The organism is Herbaspirillum sp. C7C8, assembly GCF_022627875.1.
Lineage (GTDB): Bacteria > Pseudomonadota > Gammaproteobacteria > Burkholderiales > Burkholderiaceae_D > Herbaspirillum.
This window is the reverse complement of sequence record NZ_JABXGG010000002.1, coordinates 261,550-283,117: the sequence shown is the minus strand read 5'-3', so window position 1 is coordinate 283,117 and position 21,568 is coordinate 261,550. Positions and strand designations below refer to the sequence as shown.

Here is a 21,568-nt window from a genome sequence, read left to right as displayed (position 1 = left end):
ACTGCGTGCTGCCAAATCATTTACAACAATTCGTCATGCAGGCTGGCATCGCGCTTGACGAAGCCCTGCAAGGTCATGCGGGCGGCCTTTTCCACGGCATCGATCAGACGTTGCGTGACGCCTTCGACCGGTTTGCCATAGGGCGTGACCACGCCGAAGTAAAACGGAATCTCCACCGCCAGGCGCTTGACCACCATGCCCTCGATGGGCATGCCATAGGCCGTGGCCGGCTCCACCAGCGCCACCCCCAGCCCGGCACGGGCGGCCATGATGGCGTTGAAGGAGGTATTGGTATCGATGGCCACATCGAGCTGGCTGTTTTCGCCCAGCGCCAACTCCACGCGCTGGCGCAGGCGATAGCGGTTGGACATGGTAATGACGCGCTGGCCACGCAGGGCCGCGCGGGTGAGCTTGTCGCGACCGGCCAGCGGATGGTCGGCGCGCACCACCGCCACGCAGGGTGCCTCGCCGATCCAGTGCAACTCCAGCCCGCGATGGGCCACCGGCAGCGAGGTCAGCCCCAGGCTGACGGTACGGTGCAGGACTGCATGCACCACCTGCTCGGCCGAGGCACTGCGCAGGTGGACGTGTTCGGGGAAGGCTCGCTCTCTGTCGGCAGCCAGCAACTGCAGGGCCGCCGGGGCGATGGTCGAGGCCAGGGCAGGCGTCGCCACCAGGTGCACGGGATGGACTTCTTCGCGGGCGATCTCCTGCGCACGCTCGCGGATGCTGCGCAGGCCCACCAGCGAGCGCTCCACCTCTTCATAGAGCAGAAAAGCCTTCGCCGTGGGCGTGACGCGCGGACCATTGCGATCGAACAGGGCATAGCCCAGCTCGGCCTCGAGATCACCGATGGCCTTGCTGACGGCCGGCTGCGAACGGCCCAGGCTGCGGCCGGCACCGGTCACACTGCCCAGGGTCATTACCGCAGCAAAGGCTTCCAGCTGGTTCAGGTCCATGGAAATCGCATTCCTTGATCAAAGTGCTTGCATATGATTTTCGAATTATAGGTTTGCTTGTATTCTATTTCAGTATAATAATTTTGTATAAGCAAATACGTGAGGTGGCATGTGATCGCGAATCTCGCCGTCCTCCTGCCTTGCGGCCTGGCCAGTGGCGATGCTCGCGGGCAATCTCTACAAATCGTATATACAAATAAGCGCAAAGTCGTTTTCCGGATGCGGGCGACGGCGTTACTGTATGTGCTGGTCGCTGGTCACCTTGCTCAACTGGAATACGCTGCACTCTCCGGAACACCGTCATGAACGCCCCTGCTCCCTGCGGCCCGTCGGCCGATCTTCGTTTCCCCATCTACCTGGACTATGGCGCCACCACGCCGGTTGACCCGCGTGTGGCCCGCGTCATGTGCGACTTCCTCACGGAGAAGTTCGGCAATGCGGCCAGCAGTTCCCATCCTTTTGGCTGGGAGGCGCGGCGCGCGGTCGACCGGGCACGTGCACAAGTGGCGGGCCTGGTCGGTGCCCGGGCCGATGAAATCATCTGGACCTCGGGGGCGACCGAATCCAACAACCTGGCGCTCAAAGGCAGTGCCCACGCGCTGCGTGCCCAGGGGCGAGGCAAGCATCTCATCACGGTGGCGACCGAACACAAGGCCGTGCTGGACACCATGCGTACGCTGGAGAAATCGGGCTTCGAGGTGACCATCCTGCAGCCCGATGCAGACGGCCTGATCACGGCAGCGCAGCTGCGCGCGGCACTGCGGCCGGATACGCTGCTGGTTTCGGTGATGTATGTGAACAACGAGATCGGCGTCATACAGCCGATTGCCGAACTGGGCGAAGTATGTGCCGAACGCGGCGTGATCTTTCACGTGGATGCGGTGCAGGCTGCCGGCAAGATCGCCATCGACCTGCAGCAGTTGAAGGTAGACCTGATGTCCTTCTCGGCGCACAAGGTCTATGGCCCCAAGGGTATCGGTGCCCTGTACGTGCGTCGCACCCCGGATCTGACACTGGAAGCGCAGATCGATGGCGGCGGCCATGAAAACGGCATGCGTTCCGGCACCCTGGCCACACACCAGATCGTGGGCATGGGCGAGGCCTTTGCGCTGGCGGGAGAATTGCTGGAAGAAGAAGGACGCCGCATCCGCTGCCTGCGCGACCGCCTGTGGTCGGGTCTGGCGAACTTGCCGGGCGTACAGTTGAACGGCAGCGCCGAGGCGCGCGTGCCGCACAACCTCAACGTGAGCTTTCCGCCCACGCGCTATGGCACGCTGGGCAGCCAGTTGCTGGGCATTGCGGTGTCGGCCGGCTCAGCCTGCAACTCGGCGGCGTCGGCCCCTTCCTTCGTGCTGCTGGCCATTGGCCGCTCGCCCGAGGTGGCGCGCAATGCCGTGCGCTTCTCGCTGGGACGCGGTACCAGCGAGGCCGAGATCGACTATGTCGTGGCCACCGTACGACAAGTGCTGGCGCATGAAGTCGAGGCTGCCGCACTGACCGGCGACTGAAGCGTCCGTCCCCCTCACGGGCGCGGCCACGACCCGGCCGTTGAGCAGAACCACGGTGTGATCCGTGGTTTTTTTTCGTGCCGCGCCAGGCGGGCGATCACATTATCACTCTCCGGGACAGGTACAAACTTGGTGCCCGCCCGCCCCAACATCGCCCCGACCTTGCCCCTCCATCGGCCAGTCCATATCGGCATCACATCATGCCGGATCGGCACCATCCCGGACGATAGCGTGGGCGCCTGTTGCGGCGCATTTGCAACCGGGCCGCCGCTCCCGCGCCAGGCCTGGCATGGTCATTGCAAACCCGCCCCGGCACGACACAGTCCATTCAACGAAAGGGATTTACATGAAATTTGCCAAACCGGTGCTGGCCGTCTCGCTGGCCCTGCTGGGCCTGTCCACCCAACTCGCACGGGCCGACGCGCTGGCCGACATCCAGAAGGCCGGCACCATTCGCATCGCCGTGCCGCAGGACTTCGCGCCGTTCGGCTCGGTCAACTCGGAGTTGCAACTGCAGGGCCTGGACATCGATGTGGCCAAGCTGATCGCGCAAAAAATGGGCGTGAAGGTGCAACTGGTGCCGGTAGCCAGCGCCAACCGCATCGCCTACCTGCAGACGCACAAGGCGGACCTGGTCATCTCCACATTGGGCAAGAATGCCGAGCGTGAAAAGGTGATCGACTTCTCGCAATCCTATGCGCCCTACAACAACAGCGTCTTCGGGGTAGCCTCAGTCAAGGTGAGCGGCCCGGCCGACCTGGCGGGCAAGACCGTGGGCGTGGCGCGCGGCACCTTCCAGGACCTGCAGCTGACCGACACGGCCCCCAAGAGCGCCACCATCAAGCGCTACGAAGACAACAACGCCATGATCTCGGCCTACGTGTCCGGTCAGGTGCAGTTGGTCGGCACCGGCGATTTCGTGGCCTATGCGCTGGCCGAGAAGGCTCCTGAGAACAAGCCGGTGCTCAAGTACATCATCCAGGAATCCAGCTGCAGCGTCGGCCTCAACAAGGGCGAAGCGGCCTTGCTTGACAAGGTCAATGAGGTCCTGACCGCGTCCAAGAAAAATGGCGAACTTAATGCCATCGTGCAGAAATGGCTGAACGTGCCCTTGCCCGCCAAGATGGCTACCACTTTCCAATAAGCAGAACGGCCCGCCAGGGCGGGCCGTCCTTGCGGGCCGGATCGCTTACTGGTAAGTCGTGGCGATCTTTTCCGGCAGCGGCACATTGAGCCACTTCTTGACGATGCCATTGAGCTCACCGCTCTTCTTGGAGGCAGTCAGCGCCTCATTGACCTTGGCCATGAGCGCGGGCTCACCCTTGTTCATGCCTACATAGCAGGTCGAGACGTTGATGATGTACTTGAGCAGCGGCTTGTTGGCGGGTGTCTTCTCGGCCAGCGCATAGGCCACGAAATCGCCGGTGCCAACCAACTGCACCTGACCGGACACGTAGGCCGAGATCAGCCCGTTGTTGTCTTCGTAGCGCTTGATGGTGGTGCTCTTGGGAACGCTGTCAGTGAGCATCAGATCTTCGAAGGTGGAACGGGCCACGCCCACAGTCTGGTTGGCCAGGTCAGCCGGACCCGCGACCTTGATGGCGGCCACGCCGAAGACACTGTTGTTGTAGGGCGCATAGCCTTGCGAGAAGTCGATCACCTTTTCACGCTCGGCATTCTTGCCCAGGGTGGAGATGATGAGGTCGATCTTGTGCGTCTGCAGGAACGCCATGCGGCTGGAGATCGGCACCGGTACCAGTTCGGCCTTCACACCCAGGCCCTTGGCGACCAGCTTGGCGACCTCGATGTCCAGCCCCTGCAGCTGCAGATCAGCCGTGACCGATCCATACGGCGCAAAGTCCTGCGGCACACCGATCCTGACCACGCCGGCCTTCTGGATGTCGGCCAGGTTGTCGGCGCAGGCGGTAGCGCTGAGAGTGGCCAGAGCGGCCAGGGCAATGATGGTCTTGATGAACTTCATGAAGGTTCCCTTGTTGTCGTGGATATCGTCAACGGTGCGGCAGACAAAGACTTAGAAAATCACACGCCGCAATCCGTACGCGTCCCGCATCGTTGCCATGAAGCAGGAGCTGCCGGACGCGATCTTCTTCCCTGCAAGGACCATGCCAGCCAGCCCCGGATAGCGGAAATCATTTCCGTCATCGGAGCACCCGGGGGAAATCCGATATCGCTCCGGATATCGCTCCCGATCTCTGCGGTGCCTGCCCGAAGTTCTAAGGTTTCCGGATCCGACACCACCATGCCGGCCCACGCGCCAACGCCCATCCCCCGAGCGAAAGCGGAGAGGCCGGCCGCCGTGCACGATTGATCGCGACGAAGCAAAATCTAAGGAATGCAGGACTGGCCCAAAGGGACAATATTATGGGAATTCGCTTGACACGAACTTCAAGCAGGAATAAAAAGCGGGGGCATCTTCGCTGTTGCGATCGCGCCAAAGATCGGCACCGGCATTCCCGCCAAATAAGAGCGGCCCGACAAAAATCGTAAAATCGAAGAAATAAGTTCTTCTGCCTTTACGATCGAAGTTATATTGCCGCAGGCACTTCAGCAACCTCATTCCAGACCAATCACAAGGGAGATACCCATGCCCAAGCGTTCCAAGACCATCGAACCCGTCGTGGTGGTTCCGCCGCAGTTTCTGACCGAACCGGATGGTTTCCTCAATGTCCCGGTGAGCCGCAAGACCCGCGATCACATCCATCACCTCAAGAAAAGCATGCGGGTTTCCAGCCAGGCTGAAGTGATCGAGAAGGCCGTCGCCATCGTGCGCGCCATTGATCTGGCTGCCAAAGGCGAGTTGCCCGAAACCTGAACCATGCTCGGCACCACCTCCGGCCATGCAAAAGGCCATCCGTTCATCCGGATGGCCTTTTTTCATTGCACGACCTGAACAGCCGCTTCGGCTGGCACGGCGCGCTGCCGTCGGCACCGCGCCAGGCGCCTTACTTGCCGGCCATCTTCTCATCGAACCAGCGTTTCCACGCCGGCACGGCCGTGGCAAAAGTGCCGCGATGCGTAGTCGGTCCGGTCGACACCGCCTGCACATGCGGATTGCCCGCGCCCATGGCTTGCGCGTAGGTCATCGCCATGCGGCCTACGCCAGGGGTGATGGCTTCGTCCGTCTCGCCATAATAATTGCGCACGTCGGAACGGATGACCCAGCGATAGGCCTGGGTCGCCGCGATCAGGCGCCCGTAGGCGGACTGGGCAAAGTATTGCGGGTCGAAATATTCAGGGCGCATCAACTTGTGCAGGTCGGTCGGAATGTCGGCCACATTGAAGGGCTGGCGATCATAGGCTTTCTTGGCCACGTCATAGACGGAATCCTTGAGTACCGAACGCGCCAGCCCCGGTACACCGTAGTAATTCTCGAAGGCGAAGGCCGAGAGGATCACGATGCTGTTGAGCCAGGCCGCATCATTGGGACGCGGATAGGTAAGAAAGCCTTCAAGCAGTGCGAACACATCCAGGGGCGCACTGGCGGTGGTGGCGGCATCGACCTTGATGCCGGCCGCCTCCAGCTTTTCGAGGAAGGCCATGGTCACGAAGCCGCCCTGGGACCAGCCCGAGAGGAACAGTTTGTCGTCGCGCACGCCCATGCTGGCCAGCACGCTGCGCGCCGCCAGCAACATGTCGTAGGTGGCCTGCTGATGGCTGCCCTTGACCATGTAGCCTTCCGGCTCGGTGGAAATGCCCATGCCGAAATAATCGGCACCGATGAGGGCATAGCCCTGGCCGGCGAACTGGGCAATCATCAGTTGCGTTTCCGGAGATTGCTCGGGGAAGGAAGGTACCTGCTGGCGCTCATACACGGTGCCATGCTGGTAGGACACCAGCGCATAAGATCTGGCGGACGTATCGGGCAATGCCAGCAGGCCGGACGCCAGGATGGGCTGATTGCCGCGCTCCGGAATCACCGAAGGATAGGTCACCCGATAGAGCAGCACGGCATTGCGCGCGGGCGTGTAATTGACCTGGACACCGGAGAAGGCGGGCGTGTCCTTTTGCAGAATGGCATTGAGCCGGTCGACATCCCAACGGCCGATCAGCTGATAGCGCACACCCGAGGCCACCGCCTGCACCGCCGGAGCAACGGGCGTCTGCGCCCATGCCGGAGATGGCAAGGCGGACAACATCCCGGTCAGTATTGCCAGAACCATGCTGGCGCGCATCAGGCATGACTTCATTGCTTCCCCTTTTTTGTATTGGAATTGAATCGCTGCAATCGTTTGCATCGCCTGTAGACGGCGCTTGCGTGCAACATGCAGCGTATGTATATACTGTCCAGCCTGGCGCATTATGACGAGTCGGTGCGCGTCGCAAAGCGGGAAAAGCGGGGGCTTTACCGTGCAAGCGCAGGTTTGGGGCTGAGGTGACTTCTGGTATAAACAGTGACTGGAACGCCGTCTGCCCTTTCCCCCCGATGGCCGGCGGCGCCATTCACATTCCGACATCGAGAAACGAGCAAGCCATGAACAAGCGTTCCCTCTCCCGCGTCCGCTTTCTGAAGCTGGCCGCCCAGGCCGGCCTGATCTGCGCCGCAGCCCTGAGCTACCCTGCACATGCCCAGGCCAACCTGGACTTCTTCTCCAACACGGCCGTGGCCGACCTGAAGAAGGAACAGATCAACTCCCTCTATGCCGCCATCAGCGCCTCGCTGGATGCGGGCGTGAGCGGCAAGACCTCGCAGTGGACCGATGGCCCCAAGCCCTCCACCACGGCCAAGATCACGCCGACCTTCGAGCAGAGCACCCCGCCCTGCGCCAAGGTGGACCTGGTGGTCTCCAGCAAGCGCGGGACCGAGCCGCTGAAATTGCGCTATTGCAAGAACAACGCAGGCAAGTGGGCGCTGAGCAACTGATCCGCTGACTGACTGCATTACTGCGCGCAGCGCGGCGTCGGCATGCTTTTTGCAACCCGCGCAACTCACACCGCTTCCTCAAGGTAGCTTTACACCATGGCTGATACAGACCAACATTTTCTTGTCGTCGATGACTTTTCGACGATGCGCCGCATTGTCAGCGGCCTGCTCAAGGAACTCGAATACACCAAGATCGTGGAAGCCGATGATGGCTCCACGGCCCTGAAGATCCTGGAGTCAGGTGCTTCCAACATTACCTTCGTGCTGACCGACTGGAACATGCCGGTCATGGACGGCCTGACCCTGTTGAAGAAAATCCGCTCCACGCCGGCGCTGGCGCATCTGCCGGTATTGATGATCACGGCCGAGGCCAAGAAGGAGAACATCGTCACGGCGGCCCAGGAAGGCGCCGATGGGTATATCGTCAAACCCTTCAACGCCACCACGCTCAAGGAAAAGATCGAGAAGATCCTGGCGCGGCGCGCACAGATGAAATGAGAGAGCGCGATGGACATCCCCGCCAATGACGACCAGCAGGAACCGGAACCGGGCAGCATCATCAAGCACGCCTCCATGACGACCCGCATCCACCGGACCATCTATACCCTGGAGAGTCGTATCGTGCAGCAGGGCAGTGGCGTGCAGCGCTCGGAATATCGTGTGCTGCTGGAACGCAATGTCATCAAGGACTGGACCGAAGGTGACGTGGCCCAGTATTTCGGACTGGACATCTACTGATTCCTGCGGATTGCGGTGAGCGCTTTGCACACACCGGCAGAAAACATCAACGGCAGCCTCGTGCTGCCGTTGTCGCGTCACGTCGTGCAAAGACCGACGCAGCGCTCAACCGCGGCGGCCACCTGCAACGGGTCGAAGCGAGTCCAGCGGGCTGCAACGTGCTGGTCCGGCCGGATGAGGTAGGTGCATCCCTCGCGCGCGGCATAGCGCTGTGCGACCAAGCCTTGCACATCCTCCAGCATGGCCCCGGAACCGGCCGGGCCGATGGTCTTGACCACAATCTCAAGGCCTGCCGCATGCAGGCTGGCAGGGGTCTCGCCACTACCGAACACCAGTACGGTGAAGCCCTCCCCCAACTGATCCAGCAGCCAGCCCGGCCGCCTTGCCTGCCGCACCGGCGCATCGGCGCAGGGGGTGCCGGGCACCATGCGTGGGCCAAACAGGACGTTGTCGGGGGTATTGAGCGAGGACGCCACATAAGGCGTGGGCGTGGACAGGCGCCCGCTGTTGACCAGGGTCCGCGCGAACGGCTCGCGCTCGGCCAGGGTCAGCACGGCATCGCGCAGCACACGACTGACACGGCTCTTGGGCGTGATGAAATCGGTGGAGCGCGTGGACTGGCGCAGGTTGTCGTCGGCGGCGAAGGCGCGCTCCTCGTGATAGCTGTCGATGAAGCTGGCCGGTGCCTGGCCATCGATGACCAGCTTGAGCTTCCAGATCAGGTTGTCGATATCCTGCACGCCGGTATTGGCGCCACGTGCGCCGAAGGGGGAGACCTGGTGCGCCGCGTCACCGGCAAAGAGTACCCGCTGGACGCGCATGTTGTCGATGCGGCGGCAGGCAAACTGGTAAACCGACACCCATTCCAGCTCGAACTCCACACCCTCGCCCAGCATGGCCTGGATGCGCGGGATGACCTTGCCGGGCTTCTTCTCTTCCTCCGGATCGGCGTCCCAGCCGAGCTGGAAATCGATGCGCCAGACGTTGTCGCACTGCCTGTGCAGCAATACGCTCTGGCCGGGATGAAAAGGCGGATCGAACCAGAACCAGCGCTCGGTAGGGAAATCGGCTTTCATGATGACATCGGCGATAAGGAAGCGGTCCTGGAAGAACTGACCGGTAAATTGCGCGCCGACCATCTTGCGCGTATCACTGTTGGCACCGTCGCAGGCGATGATCCATTGTGCCTGCATGGTGAAGATGCCATCCGGCGTTTCCACGCTCAGGGTGGCACCGTCGTCGTCCTGTTCCAGGGCCAGCAGGCGATGCTTCCAGCGCAGCTCGATGAGCGGCTGCGCCAGACAGGCTTCCACCAGATACTGCTCCAGATAGTATTGCTGCAGGTTGATCATGGCCGGCATCTTGTGCCCGGTCTCCGGTAGCAGGTCGAACTGGTAGACCTGGCGCTCCTCAAAAAACACCTTGCCCAGTTGCCAGCCCACGCCCTTGTCCACCATGCGCTGCGCCACGCCCAGGCGGTCCCAGATTTCCAGCGGACGCTTGGCATAGCAGACCGCACGCGAACCGATGCTGACCGTGTCATTGTCATCCAGCACCACGGCGGGCAGGCCGCGTGCTGCGCATTCCAGTGCGGCCGTCAGGCCGATGGGGCCGGCGCCGATGATGACCACCGGATGGCGCAACGGTTGCCCGCTGCGCTGTTCATCAGATTGCCGGTAGGCGAAACGGGGATAGGTATAAGTGCTCTGCATGGGTGTCTCCTGTCAATGAGCGGGTGATGCTGGTGTCATTTTTTTATCGGATCAATGGTCTGCCGCCGTGAATTCCTGCGCGTGCATCCAGGCAGCGTGCCGGGGCGCACGGCGGGTCCGCGACCACTCTTCGAGCATGTCCCACTTCACCTCGTCCAGGCACTGCATCTGCTGCGCACTGGCGCAATCGGCGGCCAGTTCGATGCGGTGGCCACTGGGATCGAAGAAATAGATGGATTTGAAGATGGTGTGATCGGTAACGCCGACCACGTCGATGCCATCGGCCCGCAGGCGCTGCATGACTTCCCGCAACGTGGCTTCGCTGTCGACCTTGAAGGCGATGTGCTGCACCCAGGCCGGGGTATTGGTGTCGCGCCCCATGGGCGGAGAATTGGGGATCTCGAAGAAGGCCAGCACATTGCCCTGGCCGGCGTCGAGGAAGACGTGCATGTAGGGGTCAGGTGCCTTGGTCGAGGGCACCTGGTCTTCGGCGATGGCCAGAATGAAATCCATGTTCAGGTATTTCTGGTACCAGAGCACGGTTTCTTTGGCGTCCTTGCAGCGGTAGGCAACGTGATGGATGCGATCGATCTTCATGACAGTCTCCTGGAGGGCGTTCTTCGAATTAGTAACGGTTGTTACTATATGGACAGCCGACGGCCAGGGTCAATGTGGAAGATGGGCAAGAACGGCAGCACAGGCAGGGGTCTTGACATGGATCAAGCGCAGGACGGCTGCGTTGAATTGGTAACGTCTGTTACCATGCGGGAATGAAACTGCAATCCTTCTTTCCCTATCAACTGGCGCAACTGGCCGAGGCGGTCAGTCGTTCGGTGGCCGGTGTCTATGCGGACCGCTTCGGGCTGAGCCGTGACGAGTGGCGCATTCTGGCTGCCCTGGCCGAAGAGGGGCAGATGCAGGCCAGTGCTCTGGTGCCCCACACCTCGCTGGACAAGATGCAGGTCAGCCGCGCGCTGGCGCGCATGGAACAGGAAGGACTGGTACTGCGCCAGCCCTGTCCGGACGATGCACGCGCGCGCATCGTGCGGCCAACGGCGCAGGGCCGCAAGCTGTACCGCAAGATCGTCCCGATGGTGCAGGCGCGTGAAGCCTATCTGTTGCAGGCCTTGAGCTGTGCCGAGCGCGAGGCCCTCCTGCGCGCCATGGAGAAGATCCGCGAGCGCGCCATGCAGGCCGTGGACGCGGCCGACTGAGGCTGCTCGTTGCCAGCCTCAGACCGCTAGGCGGACCAGGCCAGCTTGGGTTTCCTGACGGGGAATTCGCGGTAGACCGCCCTGCCACGCCCGGCCTCCTTGGCCTGATAAAGAGCCTTGTCGGCGCTTTCGATGAGTTCGCGCGGGAGGTAGGAAAAGCCCTCGTCGGAGGTGATGGAGGTAATGCCGATACTGACCGTGACCGTACCCTCGACGCTGGATGCGTGCGGGATAGCCCGGGCCCTGACGGCTGCCTCTATCCGTTCGGCCACGACGAGGGCACCGGCGCTGCCGCACTCAGGCAACAGCACGGAAAACTCTTCGCCCCCGTAGCGGGCCACGGTATCGATCTCCCGCTGGACGGCGCCGGAGATGGCCGCTGCAATGTTCTTCAGGCAGACATCACCCACCACATGGCCGTACCGGTCGTTGTATTGCTTGAAGTGATCGACATCGATCATCAGCAGCGAAAACGCCCCGCCCACTCGCGCAAAGCGCGCCGCTTCGGCCTCCAGCAATTCATCGAAATGGCGGCGATTGATGGCGCCGGTCAATCCGTCACGGCGCGACTGAGTCTGCAGCAACTCGAACATGGCCTCAAGTTCCGCCTGCGCCCTTACCGCATCAGCTTGTGCCCGCTCCCGCAGTGACACCTGCGCCACCATCCTGGTACCGCCGTAGCAGATCGCAAGCAGCAGGACAATGATGCCCACGCCGCGCACGATGGCATGCCTGGCCCAGCCGTGCAGGACTTCGTCCTCGGACACGGCCACGATGACAAAGAGCGGGTAATTGGCAAGGTGCTTGAAGCCATGGATGCGCAAGATACCGTCCTGCGTCGACCGGCTCTCTAACGCACCCGCCTCTTGCACCTTGATGTGCTGTTGGAACAAAGGCGACTGCGCGAGCGACTTGCCCATGGAATCGGCAAGCAGTGGCCGGCGATACAGGACCGTGCCGTCGTTCGAGCCGAACAGGATGGCACCCTGCTGCCCGATATCGAACTTGCGATAGAAGCGTTCGAAGAACTGAATGTCCAGCGTGGCCAGCACGACGCCACCAAACGAACCGTCGGGCTTGCTGACGCGGCGGCTCATGGTGAGGACCCAGTGTCCGGTCGACTTGCTGCGGATGGGCTTGCCGATGAAGGTGGTATCGGCCCGATGCGCCTGGTGATGCTGGAAATAGTCGCGGTCGCTGTTGTTGAATCGTGTTTCGAGAACCGGCTGGGAGGAGGCGATCCATCGGCCTTTTTCGTCATAGACGAACAGGCCCGCCAGTTGCGGCACCTCACTTACGTTGCGGACCAGGAAGTTGTGCAGGCGCTCGTCGTCCGTGGTCGCCAGCCGCTTGTCCTGAACCTGCTCCATCACGGCCTTGAGCACGATGTCGACCTCGTCGAGCGCCTGGTCCGCATGCTGCGACAGGGCCAGCGCCATGTTGGCCGTGGCGCGGAAGGATTCGTCCATCTCGGTGCTGCGCTCGTGCCAGGAGGTCCAGGCCTCCAGCACGAGGATGATGATGCAGACGGCCGCCACAAACCCCTTGGCCGCCCTGGACGCCACCTTGATCGGACACACTTGCATTGCTCTCCCCTGAACGGTGACGTCTCGTGGCGCCATTATTGTTCAACCGGGCGGGCATTGCCATCAGAGATTGCCTGAGATGCGCGTAGCGCGCCACGGCGCGGCAAGGCGACTCAGGATTCTCCCGATGGTATCAAAGAGCCAACACAGTATAAGCTCGGGGGATGGGAGAAATCATGCTAAACAGTTTTGCAGAAGAGATTGCCGACCGATATGTCCTGATCATAGAGAAGCTGGCCGAGATGGCCGGGGCCAACCTGATCGTGGGCGACCTCATCCGCAATGCCACCCGCAATTGCCTGGTCGCGATGTCGGCTGCCGGTGCCGAGCCCGGTGAGATACGCCAGTACGCAGGTGGTCTGATCGGCAGGCGTATCGGCGCCTTGCAGGCGCACAGCGGACGGACGCTGGCGGCATGGGTGCATGCCCGCAATCATATGGAATTCCTGCTGTTCATCGAAGAACAGGACGTGTTGCCACAGTCCGCAGAGGTGGGAGCCGGCGCCGGGGTGACGGTGCACTGAAGCCGGCAGCGGCCGGGCAAAAGGACAGCTGAGCGGGACAGAATCTGTCTCCCTGCGAAGCGCAGCACAAGCAATTTTCAGCTGCCCAAGAAGGGATTTGACGACGGCTACGGCGTTGGCACGGACAACCGTGCAGATCAGCTTGTGACTACGATTTCCCTCCTCTCGGCAATGCCGGCTCGCCCTTTCCTACAAAAGTTAGAGAAAAGCGCTGATCGCTGCGCCCGAAGTGACTGCTCTAGGATGATCCAGCCTTTCCGGTCCGTCGGACCGGTCCTGTGACCATACATTTTCTGGGGTAGTGACCACTATGAAGCTCGATTCGCTCGCACGTCCTTGCTTGCCCATCAGGACATTTCGCCTGATGGCTTCTCTTTCCGGCACGGTTGCACTGAGCCTGCTTGCTCAAGGCGCCCATGCAGATCCCTCACCGGCGCTGGATCGTTTCAGCCTGTCGGCAGGCGGCTATTACGTCAATCCGACCTTCAACGTCCAGGCCAATACGCGCTACGGCTCCGCTGACAGCGGTGACATCGACCGCAACCGCACCACCCTGCCGCGCTTGCGCGCCGAACTTCTGCTGGGAGACAGCCAGGGGCTGTCCTTCGATTATTTCCGCTACCGCAACGACTACAGCTACAGCACTTCGCGCTCATTCAACGTCGGCGGTACGCCAGCCATCCTGGCCGGCACAGCCAACGCCAATATCGAGGTGGACTTCGCCTCGCTGGCCTACAAGTGGTGGCTGGGCAAGGGCGATGACGTGTTCGGCATCGGCCTGGGCGCGGGTTATTACCGCGCCCACTATGATCTCAGAGCCAATGGTGTCTTCAACGGCACCACCGGTTCCCTCGATGAAAGCGATACCGAAAAGACCTTCGCACCGCTTCTTGAGCTCGGATGGAAGCACGCTTTCAGCAAGGACCTGCGACTGTATGCCGAGGCTTCGGGGGTCAAGAAAAACTGGGGGACGGTGACCGGACACATCTATGGCGCGGCTCTGGGCGTGGAATGGTATCCGCTGAAAAACCTCGGCATTGGCGCCGACTATGGCATCACCCGCATTCATATCGACCGCGATGGCGGCAGTTCGCAAGCCGCACTCGATGTGAAGCTGACCGGGCCATCGGCCTATCTGAAAGTGCGGTTCTGATTCGGGATCGTCCGGCAAAGTAGCGAGCAATAAAAAAGCCCCGCAATGCGGGGCTTTTAGCACTACTGGCGGAGAGGGGGGGATTCGAACCCCCGATAGGCTATGAACCTATACACGCTTTCCAGGCGTGCGACTTAAACCACTCATCCACCTCTCCTGGATTTGGGTTCGCGTTCAGCGAAGCCACGCATTATAGCAAGCTTCTCGGCGAAGCCAAGTCTTTTCTGCATGTTTTTCAAAAAGACCATAAAAAAACCGGCAGGACCAGGCATCGCTACCACAACGCCCTGCCCCGCCGGTTTGCCTGCCGCCGCCTTGCAACGGCAGTATCAGGCTTACTGCGCTTCCTTGAGCTGATCCAGGATGGCCGGATTTTCCAGTGTGGAGACGTCCTGCGTGATCGCCTCGCCCTTGGCCAGCACGCGCAGCAGACGACGCATGATCTTGCCGGAACGGGTCTTGGGCAGGTTGTCGCCGAAACGGATTTCCTTGGGCTTGGCAATCGGACCGATTTCCTTGGCCACCCAGTCGCGCAGCTCCTTGGCAATCTGCTTGGCCTCGTCTCCGGTCGGACGCGGACGCTTCAAGACCACGAAGGCGCAAATCGATTCACCCGTAGTTTCATCGGGCTTGCCGACCACGGCGGCCTCGGCCACGATGCTGTTGGCGACCAGCGCCGATTCGATTTCCATGGTGCCCATGCGGTGGCCGGAGACGTTCAACACATCATCGATACGCCCGGTGATGGTGAAGTAGCCGGTCTCCTTGTTGCGCACCGCGCCGTCGCCAGCCAGATAGATGTTGCCACCCAGCTCCTCCGGGAAGTAGCTTTTCTTGAAGCGCTCCGGATCGTTCCAGATGGTACGGATCATCGACGGCCAAGGACGCTTGACCACCAGGATGCCGCCATTGCCATTGGGGATGTCATTGCCAGTCTCATCGACGATGGCTGCCGTGATGCCCGGCAACGGCAGCGTGCAGGAACCGGGTACCTGGGGCGTTGCGCCCGGCAGCGGTGAAATCATGTGGCCGCCGGTCTCGGTCTGCCAGAAGGTGTCGACGATGGGGCAATTCTCGCGGCCAACGTTCTTGTAGTACCACATCCAGGCTTCCGGATTGATGGGCTCACCCACCGAACCGAGGATGCGCAGCGAGGACAGGTCGTATTGCTTCGGGTGGACCTTCTCATCTGCATCGGCGGCCTTGATGAGCGACCGGATCGCCGTCGGTGCAGTGTAGAAGATGGTGGCCTTGTGGCGCGCCACCATGTCCCAGAAGCGGCCAGCGTTCGGATAGGTGGGTACGCCTTCGAAGACGATCTGGGTCGCACCCACGGCCAGCGGGCCATAGGCGATGTAGGTGTGGCCGGTGATCCAGCCGATGTCGGCAGTACACCAGTAGACATCATCAGGCTTGATGTCGAAGGTCCACTTCATGGTCAGCACGGCCCACAGCAGGTAGCCGGCCGAGGAATGCTGCACGCCCTTGGGCTTGCCGGTGGAACCGGAGGTGTAGAGGATGAACAGCGGATGCTCGGCATCCACCCATTCCGGCTCGCAGGTATCGGGCTGGTTGGCCACCACGTCGGAAAGCCACAAATCGCGCCCTTCGACCCAGTTGATCTCGGCACCGGCGCGCTTGTAGACGACCACGTGCTTCAGGGTGTCGCAGCCGCCCATGGCCAGGGCTTCATCGACGATGGATTTCAAGGGCAGCTGCTTGCCGCCGCGCACCTGGTAATCCGCGGTCAGCACGGCCACGGCGCCAGCGTCGATGACGCGCTCGTGCAGGGATTTGGCGGAGAAGCCGCCAAAGACCACCGAGTGCGTCGCACCGATGCGCGCACACGCCTGCATGGCGGCCACACCCTCAACCGACATGGGCATGTAGATGACCACGCGGTCACCCTTCCTGATGCCCAGCGATTTGAGGCCGTTGGCGAACTGGCAGACCTTCTGGTGCAGTTCGCGATAGGACACGCGGGTGACCTTGCCGTCGTCGGATTCGAAGATGACGGCAGTCTTGTCGGCATTGCCGTTGTCCAGGTTGACGTCCAGGCAGTTGTACGAAACGTTCACCTGGCCATCGGCGAACCACTTGTAGAACGGTGCGTTGGATTCATCCAGCGTCTGGGTGAAGGGCTTGTGCCACTTCAGGTTGTCCTTGGCCAGCTTGGCCCAGCTGCCTTCGTAGTCTTTTTCGAATTCGGCGTTCAGGGCCTGGTAGGCGTCCATGCCCGAAATGGCGGCGTGCTTGACCAGCTCGGCCGGCGGCGCGAATACGCGGTTCTCTTGCTTGAATGTCTCGATGTCTGCCACGGTAGTCTCCAAAAGGTTTGTTTTTGCTTTCCGCAAAACATAGGCCGTTTCACTTACTCAGTCCTTACACAAGCAGCACCCATCCGGGCGGGAAGCCGCTTGCATCAGGGCTGACCGGCGATGACGGCGCCTTGGTAGGCGTCGGAGCCGCATAGTAGTGCGCTGGCTCCATGGACGCAGACCTTCATATCGATGCAATGTTCTCTGATGTTCAAGACAACATATTGGCATTCTGGCACAGGTCGATGTTTCCCGCAGGCACTGTCCACGGCGCTTGCGAGGCGGGTCCCCGGAAATGGGCGAAGGGCGTGTAGAATACGGCCCCAAATCCGAAGCCGCGCTGGTCCTCCGCAGTCGGCGCCCTCCTCGGATATCGCCACCATCGCCAGAATCACGCGTAGCCCAGACCCATGAAAAACTCGTCGCCCCAGCCTCCCCGCAAGATCGGCATCCTGCCCAACCTGATTTTCATGAGCCGCTGGCTGCAACTGCCGCTCTATCTGGGGCTGATCCTGGCGCAGTGCGTCTACGTCTATCACTTCTGGGTCGAGCTGGTGGACCTGATCGGTGCGGCCATGGGCAGTGCCAGTTCGCTGGCTCACATCCTGGACGCCGTGGCCATTCCCGGCGCCATCCGCCCGGAAAAGCTCAATGAACAAACCATCATGCTGGTGGTGCTGGCGCTGATCGACGTGGTGATGATTTCCAACCTGCTGATCATGGTGATCGTGGGCGGATATGAAACTTTCGTCTCCCGCATGAACCTGGAAGGCCACCCGGACCAGCCCGAGTGGCTCTCGCATGTGAATGCTTCCGTCCTGAAGGTCAAGCTGGCCACGGCCATCATCGGGATCTCGTCGATCCACCTGCTCAAAACCTTCATCAACGCCAATCTGTATGATGCCAAGACGCTCATCGCCCAGACCGGCATCCATATCGCCTTCCTCTTGTCGGCCATGGCCATCGCATATTGCGACCGGCTGATGGTGCATCCGACCGAATCGTCCGACAAGCCGCACTGACTTTGCCTCATCCAAACCGAGAGAACCAGCCATGACCATCATCAAGCAAGACGATCTCATCGAATCCGTCGCCGCCGCGCTGCAGTACATCAGCTACTACCATCCGGCCGACTATATCCAGCATCTGGCCCGCGCCTACGAGACCGAGCAAAGCCCGGCCGCCAAGGATGCCATCGCACAGATCCTGACCAACTCGCGCATGTGCGCCGAGGGCAAGCGCCCGATCTGCCAGGATACCGGCATCGTCAATGTCTTCCTGAAGATCGGCATGGGCGTGCGCTTCGAAGGCTTCTCGGGCTCGATCGCCGACGCCGTCAACGAAGGCGTGCGTCGCGGCTACTCGCACCCGGACAACGTGCTGCGCGCCTCCATCGTGGCCGACCCGCAGTTCGAGCGCAAGAACACCAAGGACAACACCCCGGCCGTGATCCACATGGAACTGGTGCCCGGCAACACCGTGGACGTGCAGATCGCGGCCAAGGGCGGCGGCTCCGAGAACAAGACCAAATTTGTCATGTTGAACCCTTCCGACAACCTGGTGGACTGGGTCCTCAAAACCGTGCCAACCATGGGTGCCGGCTGGTGCCCGCCGGGCATGCTGGGCATCGGTATCGGCGGCACCGCCGAGAAGGCCATGCTGATGGCCAAGGAAGTGCTGATGGAAGACATCGACATGTACGAGCTCTTGAAGCGCGGCCCGCAGAACAAGACCGAAGAGCTGCGTATCGAGCTCTATGAGAAGGTCAACGCGCTGGGCATCGGCGCACAGGGCCTGGGCGGCCTGACCACCGTGCTGGATGTGAAGATCATGATGCACCCGACCCATGCGGCCTCCAAGCCCGTGGCCATGATCCCCAACTGTGCCGCGACCCGCCACGGCCACTTCGTGCTGGATGGCTCCGGCCCGGCCTACATGGAACCGCCGTCGCTGTCGGACTGGCCTGAAGTGCACTGGGTAGCCGACACCGAGAAGTCCCAGCGCGTCAACCTGGACACCCTGACCAAGGAAGAAGTCGCCTCCTGGAAGCCGGGCCAGACCCTGCTGTTGAACGGCAAGATGCTGACCGGCCGCGATGCCGCCCACAAGCGCATCCAGGACATGCTGGCCAAGGGCGAGAAGCTGCCTGTGGACTTCACCAACCGCGTGATCTACTACGTCGGCCCGGTCGATCCGGTGCGCGACGAAGTGGTGGGTCCGGCTGGCCCGACCACCGCCACCCGCATGGACAAGTTCACCGACATGATGCTGGAGCAGACCGGCCTGATCTCCATGATCGGCAAGTCCGAGCGCGGCCCGGCTGCCATCGAGGCGATCAAGAAGCACAAGTCGGCCTACCTGATGGCCGTGGGTGGTTCGGCTTACCTGGTCTCCAAGGCGATCAAGTCGGCCAAGGTGCTGGGTTTTGCCGACCTGGGCATGGAAGCGATCTACGAGTTCGACGTCAAGGACATGCCGGTGACGGTGGCCGTGGACGCCAACGGCATCTCGGTGCACAACACCGGGCCGGCCGAATGGAAGGAAAAGATCGCCCAGAGCGTGTCGCTTTCCAAGATCCCCGTCACCACGGCCTGATCAAACTCAGGCAAGCCTCGCAGCAGGAGCGCGCGCAGCACCATGAATGAAGCCGTCAAGCAGGTCAGCGTGCCTTCTGCCGCAGGGTCTGACAGCACTACCGCAATGCCGACCGCAGCTGATGCCGCGGTCGGCATTTTCGATTCCGGCATCGGCGGCCTGTCGGTGCTGCGTCACATCCACGCCGCCCTGCCGCGCGAACAATTGCTCTACTTTGCCGACTCCGGCTATGCGCCCTATGGCGACAAGACCGAAGCGCAAATCGTGGAGCGCTCCCTGGCCATCGCCTCCTTCCTGCTGGAGCAAGGCGTGAAGGCCCTGGTGGTGGCCTGCAATACCGCCACCGCCGCCGCCATCCAGGCCATCCGCGCGCACTGGCCGCAACTGATCGTGGTGGGCATCGAGCCCGGCCTCAAACCGGCTGCCCAGCAAACCCGCAGCGGCACCGTCGGCGTGCTGGCCACGCGCAGCACGCTGGCCAGTACGCGCTTTGCCTTGTTGCAGCAGCAGATGCAGGCGCAGTATCAGGTGCGTTACCTGCCCCAGGCCTGCGTGGGCCTGGTGGACCTGATCGAGAAAGGTGAACTGTTCTCGCCTGCGACGGTGCAACTGCTGGAGCGCTATCTGGCGCCCCTCCTGGAGCAGGGTGCCGATACGCTGGTACTGGGCTGCACCCACTACCCCTTCGTGCGCCCGGCCATCGAGAGCGTATGCAAACGCCTGATCGGTGAGGTCCCGGAGATCATCGATACCGGCCAGGCCGTCACCCGGCAACTGCAACGCCTGCTGCAGACCGAGGGCTTGCAGACCCGGGCCGCCACCGGGTCGCTGGCCGGCTTCACCACGGCCAGCGGCACGACGCTGGAACAGGCCTTCCGGGGGCTGCTCAAGCTCGATCCCCCGGTACGGGCCTTGCTGCCGCAAGCCGGTGGGTGAAGCAGATCCTGGCTGGGTGAGGAAGGAATTTCAGCGGAATTGCCAATTTGCATGGAAATTGTGTTGCCATTCCCTTCAAGTGTTTGTATAATCTTTTGCTTACTTGATGACGGACGCGAGTCTGTCTGACAGTCGACGGTGGCTGTAGCTCAGTTGGTAGAGTCCAGGATTGTGATTCCTGTCGTCGTGGGTTCGAGTCCCATCAGCCACCCCACAGATTCAAGCAAAAAGCCCGGTCCTGGTGACCGGGCTTTTTGTTTTGGCGGGCCGCGCCGCCTTACCTCCTCTGCTCCCCTCCCCGACAAGGCCGGCACCAATGCGGTGCCGGGCACTTTCCTGCGTCAGTTGATCATCCCCGTCGAATACGCATACTTGATCAGCTCCGCATCCGTACTCAATCCCAGCTTGCGCATGGCATTGTTCTTGTGAGTGCTGATGGTGCTGGGCGTGCGCGAAAGGCGCACGCAGATTTCCCCCAAAGACTGCCCTTCCACGAACAGACGCACCACTTCCAGCTCGCTCTGGGTCAGCTCACGCACCAGGCCGAAGCCCTCGCCCTGGGCCCAGCTCATCTCCAGCTCGCCGCGCAGCGAGACCGGGAAATACAGCTGCTTGCTGCTCTGGGTGGCCAGGCAGGCATTGATCAGCTCGTCGGTCTTCTCGCGCTTGTTGATGACGGCAAACACGCCCATGCGATACAGGCGCCGGATGACCGCACCATTGTTCATGGCGGTATAGACGATCACCTTGGTCGACGGATGCTCGGTCTTGAGGCGCTTGACCAGCGCGAAGCCATCAGACTCGTCGCTGTCATCGGCCGGCATGGCGAAGTCGGTGATGACGATCTCGCAGGGCGAACGCTTGAGCGCGTTGATCAGGGCTTCGCCATTCTCGACTTCCAGGTCGATACGGATTTCCGGCAGGCGCGCCAGCTCACCCCGAAGCGCGCCCAACACGATGGGATGATCATCGGCTATGGCAACGTGCAGGACTTTCTTCAAATTCATGCTACCCCCAAATGGTTCAATTGACTGACAGGTGGCGACTCCGCGACATCATTGCCCGCGTTCATCCTCCCATATATCGCCTTTGTATTGCCTCGGCTGGCGCCCTCGATTTGTCTGCATCGATGTCGGCTCCCCATGTCGGGCGATGCCACTACGGCATCGCGAAAACTTCCATCGTTAGGAGATAGAGAAAATCTGAAGAAAATAGAAAGGAAAGTGCGTTATTCCCACAAAAAATCGAATTATTTCGAGGTGTCAATAGAAAATATTCGATCCCGAGCTTTTAGTGAAGATATCTAAAAAATATTTGTGGCCTGGCTCGATATCGTGTGAGGTTCCCACGGAATTCTCATCGCTCCTCACCAGCACGCACCATCAAGCCCAGGTACGCCCAAGCTGCATCGCAGCGTCCTGGCTTTGTCCGGCTGACGCCTCA

20 protein-coding genes and 2 tRNA genes are annotated in these 21,568 nt (G+C 61.4%); 13 read left to right on the top strand and 9 right to left on the bottom strand.

Features of this window, described 5'->3' with window-relative positions; translation table 11 throughout:
* Positions 1–20 precede the first annotated feature (20 nt).
* A complete protein-coding gene (locus tag HWE01_RS03505; protein WP_008327337.1) occupies positions 21–959 on the bottom strand; it encodes a LysR family transcriptional regulator in 939 nt (312 codons plus the stop codon).
* 302 nt (positions 960–1,261) lie between these two features.
* Between HWE01_RS03505 and HWE01_RS03500 the strand changes: the two genes are divergently transcribed.
* Entirely contained in the window at positions 1,262–2,467 is a 1,206-nt protein-coding gene (locus HWE01_RS03500; RefSeq protein ID WP_008327336.1) for an aminotransferase class V-fold PLP-dependent enzyme, read from the top strand.
* Positions 2,468–2,813: 346 nt separating this feature from the next.
* Entirely contained in the window at positions 2,814–3,611 is a 798-nt protein-coding gene (locus HWE01_RS03495; protein ID WP_008327334.1) for a transporter substrate-binding domain-containing protein, read from the top strand.
* 45 nt (positions 3,612–3,656) lie between these two features.
* Here HWE01_RS03495 and HWE01_RS03490 read toward each other — a convergent pair whose 3' ends face one another.
* Complete coding sequence (locus HWE01_RS03490; RefSeq protein ID WP_008327332.1) at positions 3,657–4,448, bottom strand: transporter substrate-binding domain-containing protein; 792 nt, start codon at positions 4,446–4,448, stop codon at positions 3,657–3,659.
* A 624-nt stretch (positions 4,449–5,072) separates the two neighbouring features.
* Between HWE01_RS03490 and HWE01_RS03485 the strand changes: the two genes are divergently transcribed.
* Positions 5,073–5,300, top strand: coding sequence for a hypothetical protein (locus HWE01_RS03485; RefSeq protein ID WP_008327329.1), 228 nt, complete (start codon positions 5,073–5,075; stop codon positions 5,298–5,300).
* 130 nt (positions 5,301–5,430) lie between these two features.
* Here the strand turns inward: HWE01_RS03485 and HWE01_RS03480 are convergent, their stop codons facing one another.
* On the bottom strand, positions 5,431–6,675 hold the full coding sequence (locus HWE01_RS03480; protein ID WP_081486027.1) for an alpha/beta hydrolase family protein: 1,245 nt from the start codon (positions 6,673–6,675) through the stop codon (positions 5,431–5,433).
* Between the two features lie 284 nt (positions 6,676–6,959).
* Between HWE01_RS03480 and HWE01_RS03475 the strand changes: the two genes are divergently transcribed.
* The 3 genes from HWE01_RS03475 (at position 6,960) to HWE01_RS03465 (ending at position 8,087) form a co-directional block, all read left to right on the top strand.
* Positions 6,960–7,349 carry a hypothetical protein gene (locus HWE01_RS03475; RefSeq protein WP_241821102.1) on the top strand — a complete coding sequence of 130 codons (390 nt, stop codon included), beginning with the start codon at positions 6,960–6,962 and terminating at the stop codon, positions 7,347–7,349.
* 96 nt (positions 7,350–7,445) lie between these two features.
* Positions 7,446–7,847 (top strand): response regulator, encoded by a 402-nt coding sequence (locus tag HWE01_RS03470; protein ID WP_034350101.1) that lies wholly within the window; start codon positions 7,446–7,448, stop codon positions 7,845–7,847.
* Between the two features lie 9 nt (positions 7,848–7,856).
* Positions 7,857–8,087, top strand: coding sequence for a hypothetical protein (locus HWE01_RS03465; protein ID WP_008327323.1), 231 nt, complete (start codon positions 7,857–7,859; stop codon positions 8,085–8,087).
* Between the two features lie 77 nt (positions 8,088–8,164).
* On the opposite strand, the gene HWE01_RS03460 is transcribed toward HWE01_RS03465, so the two are convergent.
* Both HWE01_RS03460 and HWE01_RS03455 read right to left on the bottom strand, forming a co-directional pair.
* On the bottom strand, positions 8,165–9,799 hold the full coding sequence (locus HWE01_RS03460; protein WP_241821101.1) for an FAD-dependent oxidoreductase: 1,635 nt from the start codon (positions 9,797–9,799) through the stop codon (positions 8,165–8,167).
* Between the two features lie 51 nt (positions 9,800–9,850).
* Positions 9,851–10,396: a VOC family protein gene (locus HWE01_RS03455; RefSeq protein WP_241821100.1), complete on the bottom strand. Its 546-nt coding sequence runs from the start codon at positions 10,394–10,396 to the stop codon at positions 9,851–9,853.
* Between the two features lie 173 nt (positions 10,397–10,569).
* On the opposite strand from HWE01_RS03455, the gene HWE01_RS03450 reads away from it, so the two are divergent.
* Complete coding sequence (locus tag HWE01_RS03450) at positions 10,570–11,013, top strand: MarR family winged helix-turn-helix transcriptional regulator (RefSeq protein ID WP_241821099.1); 444 nt, start codon at positions 10,570–10,572, stop codon at positions 11,011–11,013.
* Between the two features lie 26 nt (positions 11,014–11,039).
* Here the strand turns inward: HWE01_RS03450 and HWE01_RS03445 are convergent, their stop codons facing one another.
* On the bottom strand, positions 11,040–12,599 hold the full coding sequence (locus HWE01_RS03445) for a sensor domain-containing diguanylate cyclase (protein WP_241821098.1): 1,560 nt from the start codon (positions 12,597–12,599) through the stop codon (positions 11,040–11,042).
* 176 nt (positions 12,600–12,775) lie between these two features.
* Here HWE01_RS03445 and HWE01_RS03440 point away from each other — a divergent pair, with 176 nt between their 5' ends.
* Complete coding sequence (locus tag HWE01_RS03440) at positions 12,776–13,123, top strand: hypothetical protein (protein ID WP_241821097.1); 348 nt, start codon at positions 12,776–12,778, stop codon at positions 13,121–13,123.
* 364 nt (positions 13,124–13,487) lie between these two features.
* Positions 13,488–14,276 carry a hypothetical protein gene (locus HWE01_RS03435; protein ID WP_008327311.1) on the top strand — a complete coding sequence of 263 codons (789 nt, stop codon included), beginning with the start codon at positions 13,488–13,490 and terminating at the stop codon, positions 14,274–14,276.
* Positions 14,277–14,342: 66 nt separating this feature from the next.
* On the opposite strand, the gene HWE01_RS03430 is transcribed toward HWE01_RS03435, so the two are convergent.
* Together HWE01_RS03430 and acs are read right to left on the bottom strand one after the other, a co-directional pair.
* Positions 14,343–14,433 (bottom strand) — tRNA-Ser (locus HWE01_RS03430).
* 178 nt (positions 14,434–14,611) lie between these two features.
* Positions 14,612–16,594: an acetate--CoA ligase gene (gene acs / locus HWE01_RS03425; RefSeq protein ID WP_008327298.1), complete on the bottom strand. Its 1,983-nt coding sequence runs from the start codon at positions 16,592–16,594 to the stop codon at positions 14,612–14,614.
* Positions 16,595–17,004: 410 nt separating this feature from the next.
* Here acs and HWE01_RS03420 point away from each other — a divergent pair, with 410 nt between their 5' ends.
* The 4 genes from HWE01_RS03420 to HWE01_RS03405 all read left to right on the top strand — a co-directional run bounded on the left by HWE01_RS03420 (position 17,005) and on the right by HWE01_RS03405 (position 20,339).
* Positions 17,005–17,616, top strand: a complete 612-nt coding sequence (locus HWE01_RS03420) for a YqhA family protein (RefSeq protein ID WP_008327296.1) — start codon at positions 17,005–17,007, stop codon at positions 17,614–17,616.
* 31 nt (positions 17,617–17,647) lie between these two features.
* Positions 17,648–19,189, top strand: a complete 1,542-nt coding sequence (locus HWE01_RS03415) for a fumarate hydratase (RefSeq protein ID WP_008327295.1) — start codon at positions 17,648–17,650, stop codon at positions 19,187–19,189.
* A gap of 42 nt (positions 19,190–19,231) precedes the next feature.
* Positions 19,232–20,125 carry a glutamate racemase gene (murI, locus tag HWE01_RS03410; protein WP_008327294.1) on the top strand — a complete coding sequence of 298 codons (894 nt, stop codon included), beginning with the start codon at positions 19,232–19,234 and terminating at the stop codon, positions 20,123–20,125.
* A 138-nt stretch (positions 20,126–20,263) separates the two neighbouring features.
* A tRNA-His gene (locus HWE01_RS03405) sits at positions 20,264–20,339 on the top strand.
* 127 nt (positions 20,340–20,466) lie between these two features.
* Here HWE01_RS03405 and HWE01_RS03400 read toward each other — a convergent pair.
* Positions 20,467–21,132 carry a response regulator gene (locus HWE01_RS03400; RefSeq protein ID WP_008327293.1) on the bottom strand — a complete coding sequence of 222 codons (666 nt, stop codon included), beginning with the start codon at positions 21,130–21,132 and terminating at the stop codon, positions 20,467–20,469.
* Positions 21,133–21,568 lie beyond the last annotated feature (436 nt).